The sequence below is a fragment of the Cupriavidus sp. GW823-FHT07B10 genome (assembly GCF_058794355.1).
Genome location: NZ_JBXAGS010000005.1, coordinates 176,194 through 194,266, shown reverse-complemented (window position 1 = coordinate 194,266; position 18,073 = coordinate 176,194). Strand labels below are relative to the sequence as shown.

Annotated in this window: 16 protein-coding genes and 1 pseudogene; 7 read left to right on the top strand and 10 right to left on the bottom strand. The window is 67.9% G+C overall.

The window, feature by feature from the left end; genetic code table 11:
- Together AC1Q6V_RS13250 and AC1Q6V_RS13245 are read left to right on the top strand one after the other, a co-directional pair.
- Positions 1–128: pseudogene (locus AC1Q6V_RS13250) on the top strand (copper resistance protein CopQ); the annotation flags it as partial.
- Positions 129–336: 208 nt separating this feature from the next.
- Positions 337–924, top strand: a complete 588-nt coding sequence (locus tag AC1Q6V_RS13245; RefSeq protein WP_454750171.1) for a TetR/AcrR family transcriptional regulator — start codon at positions 337–339, stop codon at positions 922–924.
- On the opposite strand, the gene AC1Q6V_RS13240 is transcribed toward AC1Q6V_RS13245, so the two are convergent.
- The 8 genes from AC1Q6V_RS13240 to AC1Q6V_RS13205 all read right to left on the bottom strand — a co-directional run bounded on the left by AC1Q6V_RS13240 (position 910) and on the right by AC1Q6V_RS13205 (position 10,029).
- The gene (locus AC1Q6V_RS13240; protein WP_010814088.1) at positions 910–1,671 is read right to left on the bottom strand and encodes an alpha/beta fold hydrolase; all 762 of its coding nucleotides are present in this window, start codon (positions 1,669–1,671) and stop codon (positions 910–912) included. The two genes, AC1Q6V_RS13245 and AC1Q6V_RS13240, sit on opposite strands and share 15 nt — an antisense overlap.
- Positions 1,668–2,690: a M14 family zinc carboxypeptidase gene (locus AC1Q6V_RS13235; protein ID WP_058697056.1), complete on the bottom strand. Its 1,023-nt coding sequence runs from the start codon at positions 2,688–2,690 to the stop codon at positions 1,668–1,670. Before AC1Q6V_RS13235 ends, AC1Q6V_RS13240 begins: the two co-directional genes overlap by 4 nt.
- A 4-nt stretch (positions 2,691–2,694) precedes the next feature.
- Positions 2,695–3,396, bottom strand: coding sequence for an HAD family hydrolase (locus AC1Q6V_RS13230; RefSeq protein WP_454750170.1), 702 nt, complete (start codon positions 3,394–3,396; stop codon positions 2,695–2,697).
- A 124-nt stretch (positions 3,397–3,520) separates the two neighbouring features.
- On the bottom strand, positions 3,521–4,408 hold the full coding sequence (locus AC1Q6V_RS13225; RefSeq protein ID WP_439672666.1) for a LysR substrate-binding domain-containing protein: 888 nt from the start codon (positions 4,406–4,408) through the stop codon (positions 3,521–3,523).
- Positions 4,409–4,556: 148 nt separating this feature from the next.
- Positions 4,557–6,713: a phosphocholine-specific phospholipase C gene (locus AC1Q6V_RS13220; protein ID WP_011617051.1), complete on the bottom strand. Its 2,157-nt coding sequence runs from the start codon at positions 6,711–6,713 to the stop codon at positions 4,557–4,559.
- 49 nt (positions 6,714–6,762) lie between these two features.
- The gene (locus AC1Q6V_RS13215) at positions 6,763–6,996 is read right to left on the bottom strand and encodes a hypothetical protein (RefSeq protein WP_018314768.1); all 234 of its coding nucleotides are present in this window, start codon (positions 6,994–6,996) and stop codon (positions 6,763–6,765) included.
- An 84-nt stretch (positions 6,997–7,080) separates the two neighbouring features.
- Positions 7,081–9,132, bottom strand: a complete 2,052-nt coding sequence (locus AC1Q6V_RS13210; protein ID WP_454750169.1) for a LamG-like jellyroll fold domain-containing protein — start codon at positions 9,130–9,132, stop codon at positions 7,081–7,083.
- A gap of 177 nt (positions 9,133–9,309) precedes the next feature.
- Positions 9,310–10,029 carry a GntR family transcriptional regulator gene (locus AC1Q6V_RS13205; protein WP_454750168.1) on the bottom strand — a complete coding sequence of 240 codons (720 nt, stop codon included), beginning with the start codon at positions 10,027–10,029 and terminating at the stop codon, positions 9,310–9,312.
- Between the two features lie 180 nt (positions 10,030–10,209).
- On the opposite strand from AC1Q6V_RS13205, the gene AC1Q6V_RS13200 reads away from it, so the two are divergent.
- The 5 genes from AC1Q6V_RS13200 (at position 10,210) to AC1Q6V_RS13180 (ending at position 16,888) form a co-directional block, all read left to right on the top strand.
- Positions 10,210–11,430 carry a pyridoxal-phosphate-dependent aminotransferase family protein gene (locus AC1Q6V_RS13200; protein WP_010814096.1) on the top strand — a complete coding sequence of 407 codons (1,221 nt, stop codon included), beginning with the start codon at positions 10,210–10,212 and terminating at the stop codon, positions 11,428–11,430.
- 118 nt (positions 11,431–11,548) lie between these two features.
- Positions 11,549–12,853 carry an MFS transporter gene (locus tag AC1Q6V_RS13195; RefSeq protein WP_010814097.1) on the top strand — a complete coding sequence of 435 codons (1,305 nt, stop codon included), beginning with the start codon at positions 11,549–11,551 and terminating at the stop codon, positions 12,851–12,853.
- A gap of 93 nt (positions 12,854–12,946) precedes the next feature.
- Entirely contained in the window at positions 12,947–14,473 is a 1,527-nt protein-coding gene (locus AC1Q6V_RS13190; protein WP_010814098.1) for an amidase family protein, read from the top strand.
- A gap of 109 nt (positions 14,474–14,582) precedes the next feature.
- Positions 14,583–16,031 (top strand): MFS transporter, encoded by a 1,449-nt coding sequence (locus tag AC1Q6V_RS13185; protein WP_037025473.1) that lies wholly within the window; start codon positions 14,583–14,585, stop codon positions 16,029–16,031.
- Between the two features lie 92 nt (positions 16,032–16,123).
- Positions 16,124–16,888 (top strand): fumarylacetoacetate hydrolase family protein, encoded by a 765-nt coding sequence (locus AC1Q6V_RS13180; RefSeq protein ID WP_058697059.1) that lies wholly within the window; start codon positions 16,124–16,126, stop codon positions 16,886–16,888.
- A 25-nt stretch (positions 16,889–16,913) separates the two neighbouring features.
- Here the strand turns inward: AC1Q6V_RS13180 and AC1Q6V_RS13175 are convergent, their stop codons facing one another.
- Together AC1Q6V_RS13175 and cydB are read right to left on the bottom strand one after the other, a co-directional pair.
- Complete coding sequence (locus AC1Q6V_RS13175; RefSeq protein WP_010814101.1) at positions 16,914–17,063, bottom strand: DUF2474 domain-containing protein; 150 nt, start codon at positions 17,061–17,063, stop codon at positions 16,914–16,916.
- Entirely contained in the window at positions 17,063–18,070 is a 1,008-nt protein-coding gene (gene cydB, locus AC1Q6V_RS13170) for a cytochrome d ubiquinol oxidase subunit II (RefSeq protein ID WP_010814102.1), read from the bottom strand. Before cydB ends, AC1Q6V_RS13175 begins: the two co-directional genes overlap by 1 nt.
- Positions 18,071–18,073: the final 3 nt, after the last annotated feature.

Genomic DNA, 18,073 nt, shown 5'->3' with positions numbered 1-18,073 from the left:
GTGCCCGCACGGTAGCCGGCCTGGACCGCAGCGGTGTTTCGGCCCAACCGTCGCGCAGCTTCGATCCGTACACCGACGGTGCGCGCGTGGGCAAGGCTGACCCCTATACCGACGGCGCCATCGCCTGAGAGCCGGCCGGCGTGATGCCGGCCATTGAAAACCGCCGGGCCGCCTGGGTGCGGCCCGTCTTCAGGAGTTGATCATGCGTTGGCGTGACACTGCGCTGATCCTTGGCGGATGGGTAGGGCTTTGCTTCGCAAGCGGGTCCCTCATCACGCTGATCGCACAATCGCTGCCGGCCTGAGCGGCGCGGCAGCAAGACCAGGAGTTGATGCCATGAACACCCGATCCGTACGCGAGCAACTGGTCGAACATGCGCTGGTGCTGATCCGCCGCAGGGGGTTCAACGGCTTCAGCTACCGCGACCTGGCCGACCTGGTCGGGGTCAAGACCTCGAGCATCCACTATTACTTCCCGTCCAAGGACGACCTGGTGCTGGCAGCGGTGCGCGAATACGGCGCCCGCAGGCGGGCGCGCCTGGATGCGATCGACGCCAGCCTGCCGCCCGCGGAGCAGGCGCGGCAATACCTTGCGCCTTTGCGCGCGGGTGCCGGCGCCGACCAGGCTTGCCTGGTGGGCATGCTGTCGGCCGACGTGCTGATGCTGCCGGACGCGGTGCGCGCCGCGATGCAGGACTTTATCCGGCTCAATGAGCAATGGCTGGCCAGCTTGTTCGAGCGCGGCGCGGCGCAGCGCAAGTCGCCCTATCCGATTCCGCCGCAGCAGCTGGCGCAGGTGGTGTTCGGGGCGTTGCAGAACGGCTTGATCAGTGCGCGGCTGTTTGGCACGCCGGACCGGCTCGATGCCGCGGCGGCGCTGCTGACCAGCGCCATGCCGGCGGAGCAGGCCTTAGCCGCCGCTTAGTGTCAGTATCACCGAGCCGGCGACGGCATTGCACAGCCACTGCGGGTCATCGTGGGGCAGGTCATGCCCGGCCCAGTGGTGCGTCAGCAACTGCGCGTCCCAGGCTTGCGCGATGCGCGCCGAGCACACCGGGTTGACCAGGCGGTCTGCCGCCGAGGCAAGCAGCAGCGCCGGGCAGCGCGGCGCACTGGCGGGGGCGCGATAGCGGGCAGCGGCCAGCAACTGTGCCAGCGCGGCTTGGCGGCTCACCGGCGCGTCGGCGGCAATGGCCTGCCAGGTCTCGAGATCGCGTGCCAGCGTATCGGTGCGGGCACAGGTGATGGCATGGATGGTCCGCTCGCAGTACGCGCGGTCCTGCCAGCGCTGCGCCACGCGCAGCAGCTTGCCCCAGTTGCGCGGCCGCAGGCGCTGTGCGGGCGTGCAGAACGGCCGCATGCTGGTATTGACCAGCACCAGGCCGCCGACTTCCTCCGGATAGGCGCTGGCCCACTCGGTCGCGGCCATCGCACCCAGCGACATCGCCAGCACGCGGTAGGGGCCGTGCGCGCCGGTGGCCGACAACTGGCGCCGCACCGCGGTGACCATCTCAGGCACGCTCCACGGCGCCGGCTGCGCCGACAGCGCGCCGTTGCCGGGCAGGTCGGGCAGCAGCGGCCGGCCCAGCCCGGCCGCTTCCCAACGCGCCGGCAGGCTTCCCCAGTGGCGCGATTCCCGCGTCAGTCCCCGCAAGAATACCCATCGGCTCATGGCGGCGGCTCCGTCTGCCAGTGTGCGCGTGCCTGCAGCAGCAGGTCGTCACGCTGCGCGCCGCGCGGCCGCCAGCGATCCGGCGCAAAGGCCACGCGGCCCAGGAAGTCGAACAGGCTCACGTGCCGGCGCAGCACGCGCGCGGTGCGGTGCGCCTTGATCGGGTTGAAGATGCCCTCGCGCGAGAACAGCTGGCGCGGGTTCTTCTTGATCCACAGCCACGAGCCCAGTTCCAGCGTCATCGGCAGGAACAGGTTGCCGTGCGGCGTCAGGTCATAGGCATGGTCCCACAGGTCGCCGTGCAGCAGGTACTGGTGGCTTTGCGGCTCGAAGGTGTAGCCGTGGTGCGGGTGGGCCTGCTCGAACAGCGTCTTGAGCAGGTACATCTCGGGCAGGTGCGCCATCGGCCGGCGCGTGCCCGCGTACGGAAACCAGATGCTGTCGCGCCAGCCGTAGCCTGAATGGCAGTCCACCGCAAAGCTGAGCGGGCGCGGCAGCAGTTCTTCCTGCACCACGCGCAGCAGCGCGCGGCTTTCCGTTTCCATCGGCGCGCCCGCCGGGCCGCGGTACCAGGGCAGCCAGGCGCCGATGCGCTGGCCGCCGGCCAGGAAGGGCACACGCGCATCGGCGTCCTGCGGGCCATTGCGCATCAGGTCGACGCCGTTGGGGTTGGCGCGGGTGCCGGCCCACATGCCGCCGGGGTTGACGATCGGCATGAATACCAGCCGCACCGACTGCAGTTCGCGGTGCAGCAGCTCGTCCCACGCCAGCCGGCTCAGCACCGAGCGCAGGTAGTCCAGCACCAGCTGCGTGCCGATGCGCTCCAGCCCGTGGATGCCGCCGAAGATGCCGATCGCCGGCGCGCCCGGATCGCGGCTGCCGAGCGTGGCGACATGCACGCCGAAGCGATGGCCCTGCACCATGGTTTCGCAGACCACCCGCGTATCCAGCACGTGGCTGCCCGTATCCAGCAAGGCCAGCAGCTGGTCGTACTCGGGGAAGCCGGCGTGCGGATGCATGGGCTCAGGCGGCCGGCACGCCTGCCGTGCCGAACAGGTGCAAGACCGGCCAGCCGCGTGCCTCGGCCGCGTCCCGCAGCGTCGAATCCGGATTGACGGCGACCGGGTGGCCAACGCTTTCTAGCAGCGGCAGGTCGTTGCGGGAGTCGCTATAGAAGGTGGCCTGTGCCAGCGCCGTGTGCGCAATGCCCAGCGTGTCGAGCCACGCCAGCACGCGCAGCACCTTGCCAGGCCCAAAGGCCGGCACGCCGGCCAGCGCGCCGGTGAACTCGCCGTGTGCATCGTGTTCCGCCTCCACCGCCAGCAGGTGCGGCACGCCCAGCTGGCGCGCGATCGGCTCGGTGACAAAACGGCAGGTGGCGGTGACGATGCAGCACAGGTCGCCGGCGGAGAGGTGGCGGGCCAGCAGGTCGCGCGCCGCCGGCTGGATGGCGGGCACGATCACTTTGCGCATGAAGTCCGCGCGCCACTGCGTCAGTCGTTCACGCGGATGGCGCGCCAGCAGGCCCAGGGCAAAGCGCGCATGGGCGGCAAAGTCCAGCCGCCCCGCCTGGTAGGCCGCCAGCCAGCGCGTGTTGTGCGCATCGATTTCGGCAGCCTCGGCGCCGCCCACGGCAACGAGGTAGCGGGCCCATTCATACTCGCTGTCGAGCGGCAGCAGGGTGTGGTCGAGGTCAAACAGGGCGAGGCGGGGGGCAGCGGGCATGCGGGATAGCTCAGTTGGCGAAACCGGCAAGCTTGGCGCGGCGTGGTGACCGCGCGGTGATGAAGGACCCAAGTTTTCCGATACCGGCATTGGCGCTTTACCTTGCGCGGCAGGCATGCGGGTGTCAGGCGGCGTGGGTGGCGGCGGTCGGCTCGTCCAGCGCCACGCAGTCCAGGAAGGCGCCGACCAGCCGGGTCTCGCGCCGGCTCTGCAGGCAGTATAGGTATTCATGCAGCACCGGCGCGCCTTGTGCGAACGGCACCACGCGCAGCAGCGGGTCGCGCGGCACCTCGCCCAGCGGCACCACGCTGGCGCCCAGGCCCTGGCGGATGGCCTCGTAGATGGCCTCGCGGCTGCCGATCACGGTGTGCGGCGGCAGTTCCAGCCCGCACGCGGCCAGTGCCGTCTCGGTGGCCTTGCGCGTCATCGAGCCGTGCTCGCGCACCAGCAGGTGGCAGCCGCGCAGTTGCGGCAGCTCGACCTGCGCCAGCCGCGCCAGCGCATGGTCCGGATGGGCCACCAGCACCATCGGGTCCGTCGCCAGCCGGATGCAGGCAAGCCGGTCGTCGTCCACCGGGTGCGACGATACCGCGGCGTCGATGCGGTACTCGAACAGCGCCTCCAGCATCTGCTGCGAATTGCCGATGTCCAGGCTCACGTCGATCGCCGGGTAGCGCTGCCGGAACGCCGCCACCGTGCGCAGGATGTAGTAGGGACCGGTGGCGCCGATGCGCAGGTTGCCGAAGCGCAGGTTGCCGGCGTTGCGCAGCAGGTAGTCGGCATTGCCTTCCTGCTGCATCAGCTGCTCGACCACCGGCATCAGCGCCACGCCCACGTCGCTCAGGTCGACGCGGCTGGCGCGGCGGTGGAACAGCTCAACGCCGTAGGTCTCTTCCAGCTGGCGGATGCGGCCGGTGACGGTGGGCTGGCTGATGCGCAGCTGCCTGGCCGCCATGGTGATGCTGCCCTGGCGCGCCACTTCGAAAAAGGTCATCAGCAGGTCGCCGAGCATGGTTATCCGCAGGAAAGTTAGGGGGCAGCCCGGACAGGCCCCGGACGACCGCGCAGTCTAGCGGGCCAATATGACAAAACGGCTACGCCCGCCCGCGGCCGGAGCGGCCGGGGGCGGGCGCAGCGCTGCCCGTCAGGCGACTTGCGCGTCAGCCGTTGAGGCCCATCGCCGGATCGGACACGCTGTCCTTGCCGGTCTCGATGCGGCCGGCGAAGCGGCGCGTGAAGCCGCCTTGCGCGGTGGTGACGGTGAAGTCGTACCAGTTGCCCTGGCGGGCCACGGGCCAGTGCTGCTGCAGCTGCATGCCGGCCGGCACCTCGTAGGTCCAGGGACCGTCGGTGCGGTAGGCGTTAGGCTGCACGGTGAAGGTGCAGGGGGCGCTGCCGGTGTTGATCATGTCCACGTACACCGCGGCATTGGCGATGTCATAGCAGACCCGGATCTCCGGCGCGCTGGCACCCGCCGCAGTTACGGCCCCCACGTTGCCGCGGAAGGCGCGGTGGAAGCCGTTGGGGCCAAGCACCCACAGGTCGTACTTGCCGTCGTCGCTGGCAAAGACGTCCCAGCTGCCATGCAGTTCCTTGCCCGGCTCGACCATGTAGCGGCGCGGCACGCGGTCCAGGTGCAGGCGGTCGTAGACGTGGAACACCGCCGCCGCGGTGCCGGTGTTGCTGAACAGCAGCCACACCGCGCGCTGGTCGCGGGCGTCTTCGCGGGCGCTTACGTGCAGCTCATAGGGCAGGGCGCGCGACGGGCGTGTGCCGGTGTCCTGCTGCGGCATCTGCTGGCTGCTGGCCGAAGGCAGCGGCACTTGCGGCAGCACGCCTTGCGCGGTGCGGATGGCATCGGCGCTGGCCTTGTCGCGGTTGGGCAGCGTGGGCAGCGGGTTGGTGTTCGGGCTGACGAAGTTGAAGGCCGAGGTCAGGTCGCCCGCCACCGCGCGGCGGAAGCTGCTGATATTGGTCTCGGCCACGCCAAAGCGGGCTTCCAGGAAGCGCAGCACCGAGGTGTGGTCGGACACCTGCGAGTTGACCCAGCCGCCGCGGCTCCATGGCGAGACCACGTACATCGGCACGCGCGGGCCGGGGCCGTAGGGGCGCTTGTCGACGTGGTACTCCGGCCTGACCTGTTGCGGGTCGAGCGTGGTGGCGCCGGCCAGCGTGTCGCCGTCGTAGGCGGGCGCGCACGGCGGCGGCACGTGGTCGAAGTAGCCGTCGTTCTCGTCGAAGTTGATCAGCAGCACGGTCTTGCTCCAGACCGCCGGGTTGGCGGTCAGGGCATTCAGCACCTCTTGCGTATACCACGCGCCCTGTACCGGGCTGGAAGGCCCGGGGTGCTCCGAGTACGTCGCCGGCGCCACGATCCACGACACCTGCGGCAGCTTGCCCGCAGCAACGTCGTCGCGCAGCGATTGCAGGAAGCCGCCGTCAGGCATGGTGTTGGCCACGCCCTTGAGCAGCGGGCTGATGGCGTCGTCGGCGCTGGTGTATGCCGGGTAGGGGCTGCCGTTGGCCTGGTTGCCGCGCGCGGCGTTGGCGTCGCGGTATTGCTTGAAGCCCGCAAGCGGGTTGTCGGTGAAGTTGTCCGGCATGTTCTGGTAGACCTTCCAGCTCACGCCGGCGGCTTCCAGGCGCTCCGGGTAGGTTTTCCAGGTGTAGGCCGGGGCCGACCCCGTGAACGAGTCGCCGCTGTTGTCGATCACCGGCCCGCCGTTGGCGCCGCCGGGGTCGTTGGTGCCGGTCCAGTGGAACAGGCGGTTGGAGTTGGTGCCGCCGTGGAAGCTGCAATGGTAGGCGTCGCAGACGGTGAAGGCATTGGCCAGCGCCACCTGGAAGTCCAGCTCGGCCTCGGTGTAGTAGCCCATCGACTGGGTCTGCTTGTAGGTGGGCCACTTGTTCATGCGGCCCAGGTCCCAGGCGTTCTGCGCATCCGGGTACGAGTGCGGCGTGCCGCTGACGCGCTGCGCATTGCCGGCGCTGCTGTCGAGGTGGTAGGGCAGCACGGTGCGGGTGGTGCTGCCGTTGGTATAGGTCTGCTGCCAGACGTTCAGGCCGCCCGCCAGCGGGATCGGGAAGCGGTCGCCAAAGCCGCGCACGCCGCGCAGCGTGCCGAAGTAATTGTCGAACGAGCGGTTTTCCTGCATCAGGATGACCACGTGCTCGACGTCGCGGATGGTACCGGTGGCGTTGTTGGCCGGGATTGCCAGCGCGCGGCGGATGGACGGCGGGAAGGCCGCCAGCGCGGCGGTGGCGGCGGCGCTGCCGCCGGCGAGTTTGAGGAAGTTGCGTCTGCTTTGCGGGTTCATGGATTCTGTGCCGGGTGGTTTCTGGAGGGGAGACGGGCCAGGCCCGGCTTCAGGGTGCGCAGCGCAGCTGCGGCTTCACGGCGGGCGTCTCGCCAGGCTGGTCGCTGCCATTCCCCTGGCCGGGGTTGCCGCCGGTACCCGGGGCACCCGGCGTAGTCGGTGCCGCGTTGGGCGAGCCGGTGGGGCTGTCGCCGGAGTCGCCGCCGCAGGCGGCGAGCGCTGCGCACATCAGCAGGGCGGCGAGCCAGTGCGGCCGCGCCAGGGTGGAAGGTCGGAAAGTCATGGTGTCAATCTCCTGCAGGGGATCGGGCGGGGGGGAAGGGTCGGTGAGGAACCCGTTCCGTGACGAAACGGGCTCCGGCCGGATTTAAGGATTGAGCGTGGACAGCGGCTGGCGTGCGCCGGTGATGGCCTTCAGCTCGTCCAGCGACAGCACGCGCGTCCACATCGCCAGGTCGTTGAAGCCCATCACGCCCTTGAGCGCGCCGGGGTTGTTGCCCACGTAGTTGTGCGTGGCATCGTCGTTCACGCCCCAGCCGGTGCCGAGCCCGGCCAGCTTGGTCACGTCGGTATTGGTGATCGCCTTGTTCTCGGTCTTCTGCAAGCCCAGCACCGGATCGATGACATAGGCGCTGAAGCGCCTGGCTGCCGCATCGACCGACAGCGCCAGGTAGGCCCACTGGTTGGCCGACACCTTCATGCCGTTGATGTCGTCGCGTTTGCCGCTGCCGCTGCCCAGGTTGAAGCGGATCTCGCAGCTGCCGAACAGCGCGACGGCAATGCCGGGGTTGCCGCCCGAGATGTAGTTCTTGTTGGACAGGATGGGCTCGCCGGTGCCGTTGCCCTGGGTGCAGTCGGTGCGGAACCAGAAGCCGATGGTGAACTGCGGGCTCTGCGTGATATCGGCAGCGTTGTACGCCAGCTTGTAGCTGTCGACACGCGAGTCCAGCTGCAGCGACTGGCTGCTGAAGTTGTCGGCAGCCAGCGTGCCGCCGTCAAGGCTTGCCGCCCACGGGCCGAGCGTGGCGGCGTTCTTCGCATCGGCGAACGGCTTGCTGTCGAGGCTGAAGTACGTGGCCAGCCCATTGAGCAGCGTCGGCGCCAGCATGACCGGCTTGACGTAGTGGATCTGCGCCAGGTACGACACCGGCACGTCATTGCGCACCAGCGTGTAGTTGAACTGGTACAGGCCCGTGGCCATGTTGAAGGCCTTGTCGGTGAACTGCCGCACCTCAGGTCCCAGCGAGGCGATCTGCACGCCGTCGCGCAGCACGCGGGTGACGCCGAAGGCTTCGGTCGGGTTCTGCCAGCCCAGCGTGATGGCGTCGTTGTACTGGCTGATGCTGGCGCCGATGGCTCGCACGCCTGCGTTGGCGGTGGTCAGCGCCGAACCGTCCAGCCGCGTGGTGGCCGGGTCAAGCGCCACGCCGGCGTGGGCCAGCACGGTCGGGACGAGATCGGCTTCGGTCGGCAGCGCCGACAGGTCCGCCGGGGTGTCCGGCGCTGCTGCGCCAGGTTTGGCCAGCGCGCCGTTGAGCGCCTTGTTGGTGGCGAGGAAGGCGGTGCGGTTCTCCACCGTCGGCACCGTGGTGGTGGCGCCGGTGGCATCCAGGCCGTGGCTGGTGGTGACCATCACCAGCCAGTCTTCACCCGGCTGCCCCTGGCTGCGCGCGGCGACGGCGCCGAGCAGCTCGCCCAGCGCCTTGTCGATGCCGGCCAGGGCCGTGGCATAGGCGCCGTTGCCGAAGCCGCCGGCTTCTGCCGCCTGTGCCGGCGCGCTGTATTGCGCAAACACTAAGCCATAGCCGGACTGCACCTGCCGCACGGCGTTCTGCGTGACGCAGCTGTCGACCCCGGCGCAGTCAACCAGCGTATCGAGCATGCCCGCTTCCTGCTCGGCCTTGAGCAGGCCCGGCAGCACCCCCGAACTGGTGGATGCGCCTTGCTGCAGGCCGGGTTTGCCGGCCGCGCGCAGGTAGCGGAATACGGTGGGGGCCTGCAGTGCGGTGCTGCCGGTATCGTCTTCGATGCCGTGGCGGTTGGCCCAGGCGCCGGTCAGCACCGTGGCCCAGCTGGGCGCGTCCAGCGGCGGCTGCGCGGTGATGGTGCCGGGCATGCCGCCGGTGGCGGTGGGCACCAGGTTCAGCCGGGCCAGGTTGGGCAGCTCGCGCCGCAGCAGCGCGCCCTGCACCTGGGCATAGGTGGCACCGTCCACGCCGACCAGCAGCACGCGCGGGCCGCCGGCACCGGCAGGCGGCGGGGTCTTGATGGTGGTGTCGTTCGGTGCGGTTGTCGGCGCGGTGTCATCGCCGCCGCCGCAGCCGGCCAGTGTTGCCGCCAGTGCGGCGATCATGGTGGCGGCCAGCACACGGCCGCGCGACATCCCCGCCAGCCTGTCCGGTGCAAGGTTCCCTGCCATCTTTGATTCCCCTGTTCATCTGCGTTGTTGTGCGCCGGCGGCAGGTGCCGCGTGGCGGATTGCGTTTGCCGCAATGCGCTCGCAGAGTAAGAACCGGGGTTGTCACCGTGGTGACAGCGGGGCAAAGAATGCTGATGGGGCTATTCGGATTCTTGGGGTGAGGGTGGCGCCAGCGTCCTATGCCTGGGGCGTGCCAACGGCATCGCCTGCCTGGATCAGCAGCACCGCGTCGCGCTTGTCCAGCAGGTGCTGGCGCAGGATGGCCGCAAGCCGCTTGCCGTCGCGTGCTTCAAGTGCCTGCAGCATCTCTTCGTGGTCGCGGATGGCGCTGTCCCACTTCGGCTTCTGATAGTTGGAGCGGAAGCGCAGTGCCTGCAGTCGCCGGTTCACAGACAGATAGGTCTGGCGCAGCGCCGAATTGCGGGCCGCCAGGTTGATGCGGTCATGGATCTGGTGGTTGATGCGGTAATAGCCGGGCAGGTCGTTATTTGCCCGGCAGGCCAGCATCGCATAGTGCAGGGCCTTGATCTCGGCCAGTTCCACGGTCGTGATGCGTTCACAGGCCAGTTCGCCGGAAAACGCTTCCAGCCCGCTCATCAGCTCAAACGTGTCCTGGATCTCCGCCCCGGACAGGCGCGAAACGGTTGCCCCGCGGTTGGGCGAGATATCGATCAGGCCCTCTGCCGCCAGCACCTTCAGGGCCTCGCGCAGCGGCGTGCGGGAGATGCCCAGGGTCTCGCACAGTTCGCGCTCATTGAGCTTCCTGCCCGGTTCCAGGGTGCCCTCGACGATGAACGTGCGCAGGTGGGCCACCACGGTGTCGTGCAAGCGTTGCCGTTCGAGCCTGGGCAGTACGGGGGCCGGCGAATCCGTGCCAGAAGTTGCGACAATTTGCATTCAAAATTCCTATCGCGTGATTGCGTTCAATTTTAGCAGACCCTTAACTGGAACTCAAAAACGCAAGTAAACCCTTGTATTGTGGGGTAAACGCTAGAGAATTTCGGCGCAATCCCGGCTGTTTTCCCGTCACTCCTCTGATAAAGTATTTTGCATTCAAAACTCAACAGGAGGAGTCAAATGCTTAATCTCAACTTCCATCCCGCCGGCCGCCACTTCCTGCAGATCCCCGGGCCGAGCCCGGTTCCCGATCGCATCCTGCGCGCCATCAGCTATCCGACCATCGATCATCGCGGCCCGGAATTCGGCGCGCTGGGCCTCAAGGTGCTGGACGGCATCAAGAAGATCTTCAAGACCGAGCAGCCGGTGGTGATCTATCCGGCTTCGGGCACGGGGGCCTGGGAAGCGGCGCTGTCGAACACGCTGAGCCCTGGCGACACGGTGCTGATGTTCGAGACCGGCCACTTCGCCACGCTGTGGAAGAAGATGGCCGAGAACCTGGGTATCAAGCCCGAATTCCTCGGCCTGCCGGGCGTGGAGGGCTGGCGCCACGGGGTGCAGGCCGACATGATCGAGGCCCGCCTGCGTGCCGACAGCGCGCATGTGATCAAGGCGGTGTGCGTGGTGCACAACGAGACCTCGACTGGCGTGACCTCGGATATCGCCGCCGTGCGCCGCGCCATCGATGCGGCCGGACACCCGGCGCTGCTGCTGGTCGACACCATCTCGGGGCTGGCGTCCGCCGATTACCGGCATGACGAGTGGGGCGTGGATGTGACCGTGTCCGGCTCGCAGAAGGGCCTGATGCTGCCGCCTGGCATCAGCTTCAATGCGGTCTCGCCCAAGGCCATCGCAGCTTCCCGCACGGCCCGGCTGCCGCGCAGCTTCTGGGGCTGGGATGAAATCATCGAGATGAACCGGACCGGCTACTGGCCCTATACCCCCAGCACGAACCTGCTTTATGGCCTGTCCGAAGCCCTCGACATGATCCTTGAGGAAGGGCTGGACAACGTCTTCACCCGCCACCAGCGCCTGGCCGAAGCCTGCCGCCGCGCGGTCAAGGCCTGGGGCCTGGAGATCCAGTGCGCGGACCCGGCCGTCTACAGCCCGGTGCTGACCGGCGTGATGATGCCCGAGGGGATCGACGCGGACGTGGTGCGCAGGAACATCTATGACCGCTTCAACATGTCGCTCGGCGCCGGCCTGGGCAAGGTCAAGGGCCGCATGTTCCGTATCGGCCATCTGGGCGACTGCAACGACCTCACGCTGATGGCCACGCTGGCCGGCTGCGAGATGGGCCTGAAGATCTCGGGCGTTTCGCTCGCGGGCAGCGGCACCGTTGCCGCCATGGACTATCTCGCCACGCACGCGACGCCGCTGCCGCTCAAGGCTGCCGCCTGACGCAGTCACTGCCTTCCGAGACGGGGGCGGGCGCCGCGCGTGCGCAACGCCCCCGCCGGACTGGTCGCAACGGATCAGCGCAGCACTGCCGTACCTGACAAAAAACAGAGGAGACGCTGTGGATACAACCCTGCAGGCGGGAACAAAGATCAGGACGTTCGAGGATGCGACCTATCGCAAGGTGAGCTGGAGGCTGGTGCCATTCCTGATGGTCTGCTTCCTGATCGCTTATCTCGATCGCGTCAACGTAGGTTTTGCCAAGCTCCAGATGTCGCAGCAACTGGGCTTCAGCGAAACCGTCTACGGGCTGGGCGCCGGGATTTTCTTTATCGGCTACTTCCTGTTCGAGGTGCCGAGCAACCTGGCATTGCACAAGTTCGGCGCCAAGGTGTGGATCGGCCGGATCATGATCACGTGGGGGATACTCTCTGCGTGCTTTGCGTTCGTGCAGACGCCAACCCAGTTCTACACGCTGCGCTTCCTGCTGGGCCTGGCCGAAGCCGGCTTCACGCCAGGCATCGTGTACTACCTGTCGTGCTGGTACCCGTCGCACCGGCGTGCCAAGATCATGGCCATCTACTGCATGGGCTCGCCGCTGTCCGGCATCATCGGCAACCCGCTGTCCGGCTTCCTGATGGGCAGCATGGCCGGCGTGTCTGGCCTGGGCGGCTGGCAATGGATGTTCGTCATCGAGGCGGTGCCGGCGGTGCTGCTGGGGTGCTTCTGCTTCTATTACCTGGACAACTCCATTGCCAAGGCCAAATGGCTGACCAGCGCGGAGAAGCAGGTCCTTGAACTGGCCAAGTCGGAAGACGTCAAGGCGGTGGACCCGCAGGCACGCGTCGGCAAGGTGTTTACCGATCCGCGCGTCTGGCTGATCAGCCTGATCTGCTTCTGCTATGTCACTGGCCAGTACGGCATCACGCTCTGGCTGCCCACGTTCATCAGGTCGACCGGTGTCAGCGACCCGCTCCATATCGGCATGCTGAGCGCGATACCGTATATGGCGGCCATTGTCTCGATGTACTTCTTCGGCCGCAGCGCCGACAAGCACCGCGAGCGGCGCTGGCATTTGATCATCCCGTGCATGATGGGCGCGATCGGTTTCCTGGCGTTGCCCTGGGTCATGCACAACACCGCGCTGTCCCTGGTGTTCCTGTCGATCGCCGCAGCCGGCATCCTGACCTGCACGCCGCTGTTCTGGTCCCTGCCAACGGCTTTCCTCAGCGGCGCGGCGTTGGCCACGGCCATCGCCATGAGCAACTCGATCGGCAACCTTGCCGGCTTTACCAGCGGCTACATGATCGGCTACCTGCGCGACGTGACCCAGAGCGGCAACAGTGCTTACTACATGATTGCCGGGATGCTGATGCTGGGTGCGTTCTGCATCTGGACAATACCTGCCCGCCTGGTCAACCGATAGCGAGACAAGGCGGGGTGCGGCACCGTGCCGCTGCCCCGCCTGCCCATCATCTCGCAAACACTTCGCGCCCTTGCCGGCGCATGGAAGGCTCTCATGACAAACTCGTACCAACCGGTGCCAGACGGCCCCGGCCATCACGCGCCGTTCAGCGTGGTGGAAGCCACCGTTGCCAGCGCGCATGCCGCGATGCGCGACGGCAGGCTGACGGCGCGCCAACTGGCCAGCGCCTGCCTCGCGCGCATCTCGGCCTATGACCAGGACGGTCCCGCCCTGCGCAGCATCCTGCAGCGCAACCCGCAGGCGCTGGAAGAGGCCGGCCGCATCGACGCCGTGGCGGGCCGCAACCCCACACGGCCGCTGGCGCCGCTGCATGGCATCCCGGTGCTGGTCAAGGACAACATCGAATGCGGCGGCATGGAAACCACCGCCGGCGCCGCCTGCCTGCGCGGCAACCTGTCCGCCGACGATGCCTTCGTCATCCGCCGGCTGCGCGAGGCGGGTGCCATCGTCCTGGCCAAGACCAACCTGCACGAGCTTGCCTCCGGCGGCGAGACCGTCAGCACCTTGTCCGGCCAGACCCTCAATCCCTATGACCTGACCCGCACGCCCGGCGGTTCCAGCGGCGGCACCGGCGCCGGCATCGCAGCCAGCTTCGGCCTGCTCGGCATCGGCACCGACGGGGTCAATTCCATCCGCTCGCCGGCCTCGGCCAACAACCTGGTCGGCCTGCGTCCGACCATGGGCCTGGTCAGCCGGGCCGGGCTGGTCCCTTGCGGGCTGACGCAGGACACCATCGGCCCGATCACCCGTACCGTCGCCGATACGGCGCTGCTGCTCGATGTCATCGCCGGCCATGACCCGGCCGACCCGGTCACCAGCCAGGGCGCGCCCCACATCCCGGCGAGCTATGCCGCCAGCCTCGACCGCGACGGACTCAGGGGGGCGCGCATCGGCGTGTTGCGCCATTTCTTCGGCGACCAGGATGTGCATCGTCCCGTCAACGCCGTGATGCAGGCAGCGCTGGCCACCATCGCTGCACAAGGCGCCGAGCTGATCGCGATTGAAGACGCCATCAGCCCGGACGAGCTGCTCGCGTCCACGCTTGTGCACCACTACGAGATGGAGCGCGATCTCGATGCCTACCTGGCGGGGCTGCCCCCCGGCGTCCCGGTGCGATCGATGCAGGACATCATCGCTGCCGGTTCTGTCCATCCAAGCGTGGCGGGCACCCTTACCACCGCGGCAGCGCTGAGCGAGCGGGAAGGGGAGTACCGCGAACGCCTGCAGCGCCAGCAGGCATTGCGCCAGCGGCTGCAGGACCTGATGGCGCGGCATCGGCTTGACGCGCTGGCATTTCCGCACCAGCGGCGCCTGGTGGCGCCGGTCGGCGAGACCCAGGCGGAGCGCAATGGCGTGCTCGCGTCGGCCACCGGCTTTCCGGCCATCGTGATTCCGGCCGGATTCTCGGCGCCGGACGGCAATGCCCCCCAAGGCGTACCGGTCGGGCTGGAGTTCTTTGGCCTGCCTTTCACCGAACCCGTGCTGATACGGCTGGCCTATGCGGCCGAGCAGGCCTTGCGCGCGCGCCGGCCGCCGCATTCGACGCCGGCGCTGGAATAGGCGCGCGCCGGAACGACGTTTTATCGCTGCTCTACAAACGCCCGCCGGACACGGCGGCGACAAGGTCGCGGACATAGCGCGACAACCTCGAAACGAGGAGGAGACAAAGATGGGCGCAGAAACAGTAGTTCAATCGCCGAATTCCCCACAGCAGCATGAGCTCGACCGGGCCATGGATGGCATCGGGGTGACGGCATCGCACAAGAAGATCATCCTCATGATCATGCTCGGGGTGATGTTCGATGTCTTCGAACAGAACGCCGTCGGCCTGATCGGCCCCATGCTGCGCGAGCAGTGGGGCATCTCGGTGGCGGAGATCGGCTTTCTCAATACGCTGACCTTCAGTGCCGCCGCGCTGGGACGCATCGGCTCCGGCTATATCGCGGACCGCTACGGCAGGCGCACGATGCTGAGCGCCAACCTGCTGCTGTTCACGCTGGGCGCCATCATCTGCGCGCTGGCACCGAACTATGGCGTGCTGGCGGCGGGACGCTTTATCGTCGGTATCGGCCTGGGCGGGGAGATCTCGATCGCCGTGACCATGCTGGCCGAGCTGTGCTCGACGCGCTTCCGCGGTACCGCGGTAGGCCTGGTCAGCGTAGGTAGCGGTGGCCTGGGCAATATGCTGGCGCCGGCCTTCGGCCTGGCGGTCTTCGCCATGTTCCCGGGTCCGGACAGCTGGCGCTGGCTCTTTGCCTGCCTGGTGCTGCCGGCATTCTTCGTCGTGTTCTACCGGCGCTTTATTCCGGAGACGCCGCGCTTCCTGCTGTCCAAGGGGCGCGTGGACGAGGCCAACCGGGTGCTGTCGGTGCTGGCATCCGGCCGCCTGGGCAAGCTCGACGGCGAGCCGACGCCCTATATCAAGGCCGCGATCCAGGACGACGCGCCGCGCACCAGGGTGCGCCTGAGCGATATCTTCAAGGGCCGCCTGGGACGGCGCACGATCGCGCTGGGGATTGCGGTGTCCATGACGTACGGCGCGCAGATCTCGGTGCTGACGCTGATGCCGACCATCCTGATGTCGCAGGGCTACACCATCTCCAAGAGCTTTCTCTTCACCATGGTGATGCAGAGCGGCAGCCTGTTCGGGGCGCTCGCGGCCTCATACTGCGGCTATCACTTTCCGCGCAAGCGGGTGCTGACGACAGGCGCGGGGCTGGCCTGCGCGGCCGGGTTGTGCTTCGGCTTCCTGACGTATAACGTGGGCCTGGTGCTGCTGTTTGGCGCGTGCTTCACGTTCTGCGTGGTGTTGCTGAACACGTCAATCTGGATCTTCGCGCCGGAGCAGTATCCCACCCACGTGCGCGCATTCGGCACCTCGCTGATCCTGGCGCTGGGCACCCTGGCCGGGGCGCTGACGCCGCTGATCAGCGGGCGCGTGTTCGAAACCTACGGCGTTGGCGGCATGTTCAGCATGCTCGCGGCGATGTACGCAGTGTTTGCGCTGGCCGTGCAGTTCGCGCCGGAAACCTTCGGCCGCGCCATGGGCGAGACCGCCGCCGACGACGAAGCCGTGCCTGCCGTCAGTGGCACCGCGGCCAGCGCTAGCGGTTCCTGAGACCGGCCCGCTCCCGGCAGCGTGCTGCGCGCGCTTGCGGGGAGCGGGATACCGGGCGATATTCATCCCTCATTCAAGGAAATACCCAAGGCATGACATCTTCCAATATCGATCGGGTCGCGCAGGCCCTGCTCAGCGCGCGTAGCGAACAGGGCTGCGCCGATGCAGAGCAATTCGCCACCGTGCTTGAGAATGCGGAACAGGCCTACGCCGTGCAGTCGGCCGTGGCCCGCGCGCTTGGCTGGCAAGCGACAGGCGCCGGCTACTGGAAATCCGGCGGCGCCTCGCGCGAGGCGGTGCTGACGCATGCCGAACTGCCGCTTGCAGGGGTCTGGACCAGCCCCGCGCATGCCGGCGACTGGCCTTTCACATGGCGCGGCATCGAGGCAGAGATTGCGTTGCGGCTGGGGCAGGGCGTTGACGCCGCGCAGGCTGCCGCCCTCGACTACGCCGGCGCGGCCGGGCTGATCGATGCGATGGCGGTGTCGATTGAAGTCGTCGATTCGCGCTGGCGGCAGTACCTCGCCGCGCCCGCGCTGCTGAAGCTGGCCGACCTGCAGTCCCACGGCGCACTGGTGCTTGGCCAGTGGCGTGACTATGCGGCGCGGGACTGGGCGGCACAGCATTGCCGGGTGCGGATCGGCACGCAAACCATCGAGCGCCGCGGCACCCACGCGCTGGGCGATCCGGCCTTTGGACTGGCCGCCTGGCTGCGCCACGCCACGCGCGACGGGCGACGCGTAGAGGCCGGCACGGTCGTCACCACCGGCACCTGGGTCGGCATCCTGGACGCATCGGCAGGCGACCTGGTGACCGCGGAGTTCGATGGCATCGGCGAGGCCTCGGTCCAGCTCTGAGGACGGCGTTGCCCTTGACGGGGCGTCAGCTGCGCAAGCCGACGCCCTGCATGATGATCCGCAGCACCCACGCGGCCACGCCCAGTGCCGCCACGCTGGCGGCCCAGATCAGCACCAGCCAGCCGATGCGCCGCAGCCAGGTGCCGGCCCCCGGGCGCTGTGTATCCATATCCATCAGTGGTAGCCCTCGCCGTGGCGCACCTTGCCGCGGAACACGTAGTACGCCCACACCGTGTACATCAGGATGAAGGGGATGATGAACAGCGCCCCAACCAGCGCAAAGCCCTGGCTTTGCGGCGGCGCGGCGGCGTCCCAGATCGAGATTCCCGGCGGGATGATATTGGGCCAGACGCTGATCGCCAGCCCGCTGTAACCCAGGAACACCAGCCCCAGCGCGTACATGAACGGCGAGATATCCGGCTCATGCCGCAGCGCGCGCATCAGCATGAACATGCACAGCGCCACCAGGATCGGCACCGGCGAGAACCAGAACAGGTTGGGCAGGCTGAACCAGCGCTCGGCAATCTCGGGATGCGTCAGCGGCGTCCACAGGCTGATCACCGCGATCACCGCCAGCAGCAGCCACGCCAGCGAGCCGGTCAGCCTGATCATGCGCTGTTGCAAGGCGCCCTCGGTCTTCATGATCAGCCAGGTGCTGCCCAGCACCGTGTAGGCCACCATCAGCCCCACGCCGCAGAACAGCGGGAAGGGCGTGAGCCAGTCCAGCGGCCCGCCGGCAAAGCGGTGGCCCTCCAGCTTGATGCCGTCGATATAGGCGCCCAGCGCCACGCCCTGGAAGAAACTGGCCGTGCCCGAGCCCAGGATGAAGGCGGCGTCCCACACCGGGCGCTCGCGGTCGTTGGCCTTGAAGCGGAACTCGAACGCCACGCCGCGGAAGATCAGGCCCAGCAGCATCAGCATCAGCGGCAGGTAGAGCGCGCTCAGCACCACTGAATACGCCAGCGGGAACGCCGCCAGCAGTCCGGCGCCGCCCAGCACCAGCCAGGTCTCGTTGCCGTCCCAGACCGGTGCCACCGTGTTCATCATCACGTCGCGGTCATGCCGGTCCGGCACGAACGGATAGAGCATGCCGATGCCCAGGTCGAAGCCGTCCATCACCACGTACATCATCACGCCGAAGAAGATGATGAAGATCCAGAGAAGCGAGAGGTCGATGCCCATGGT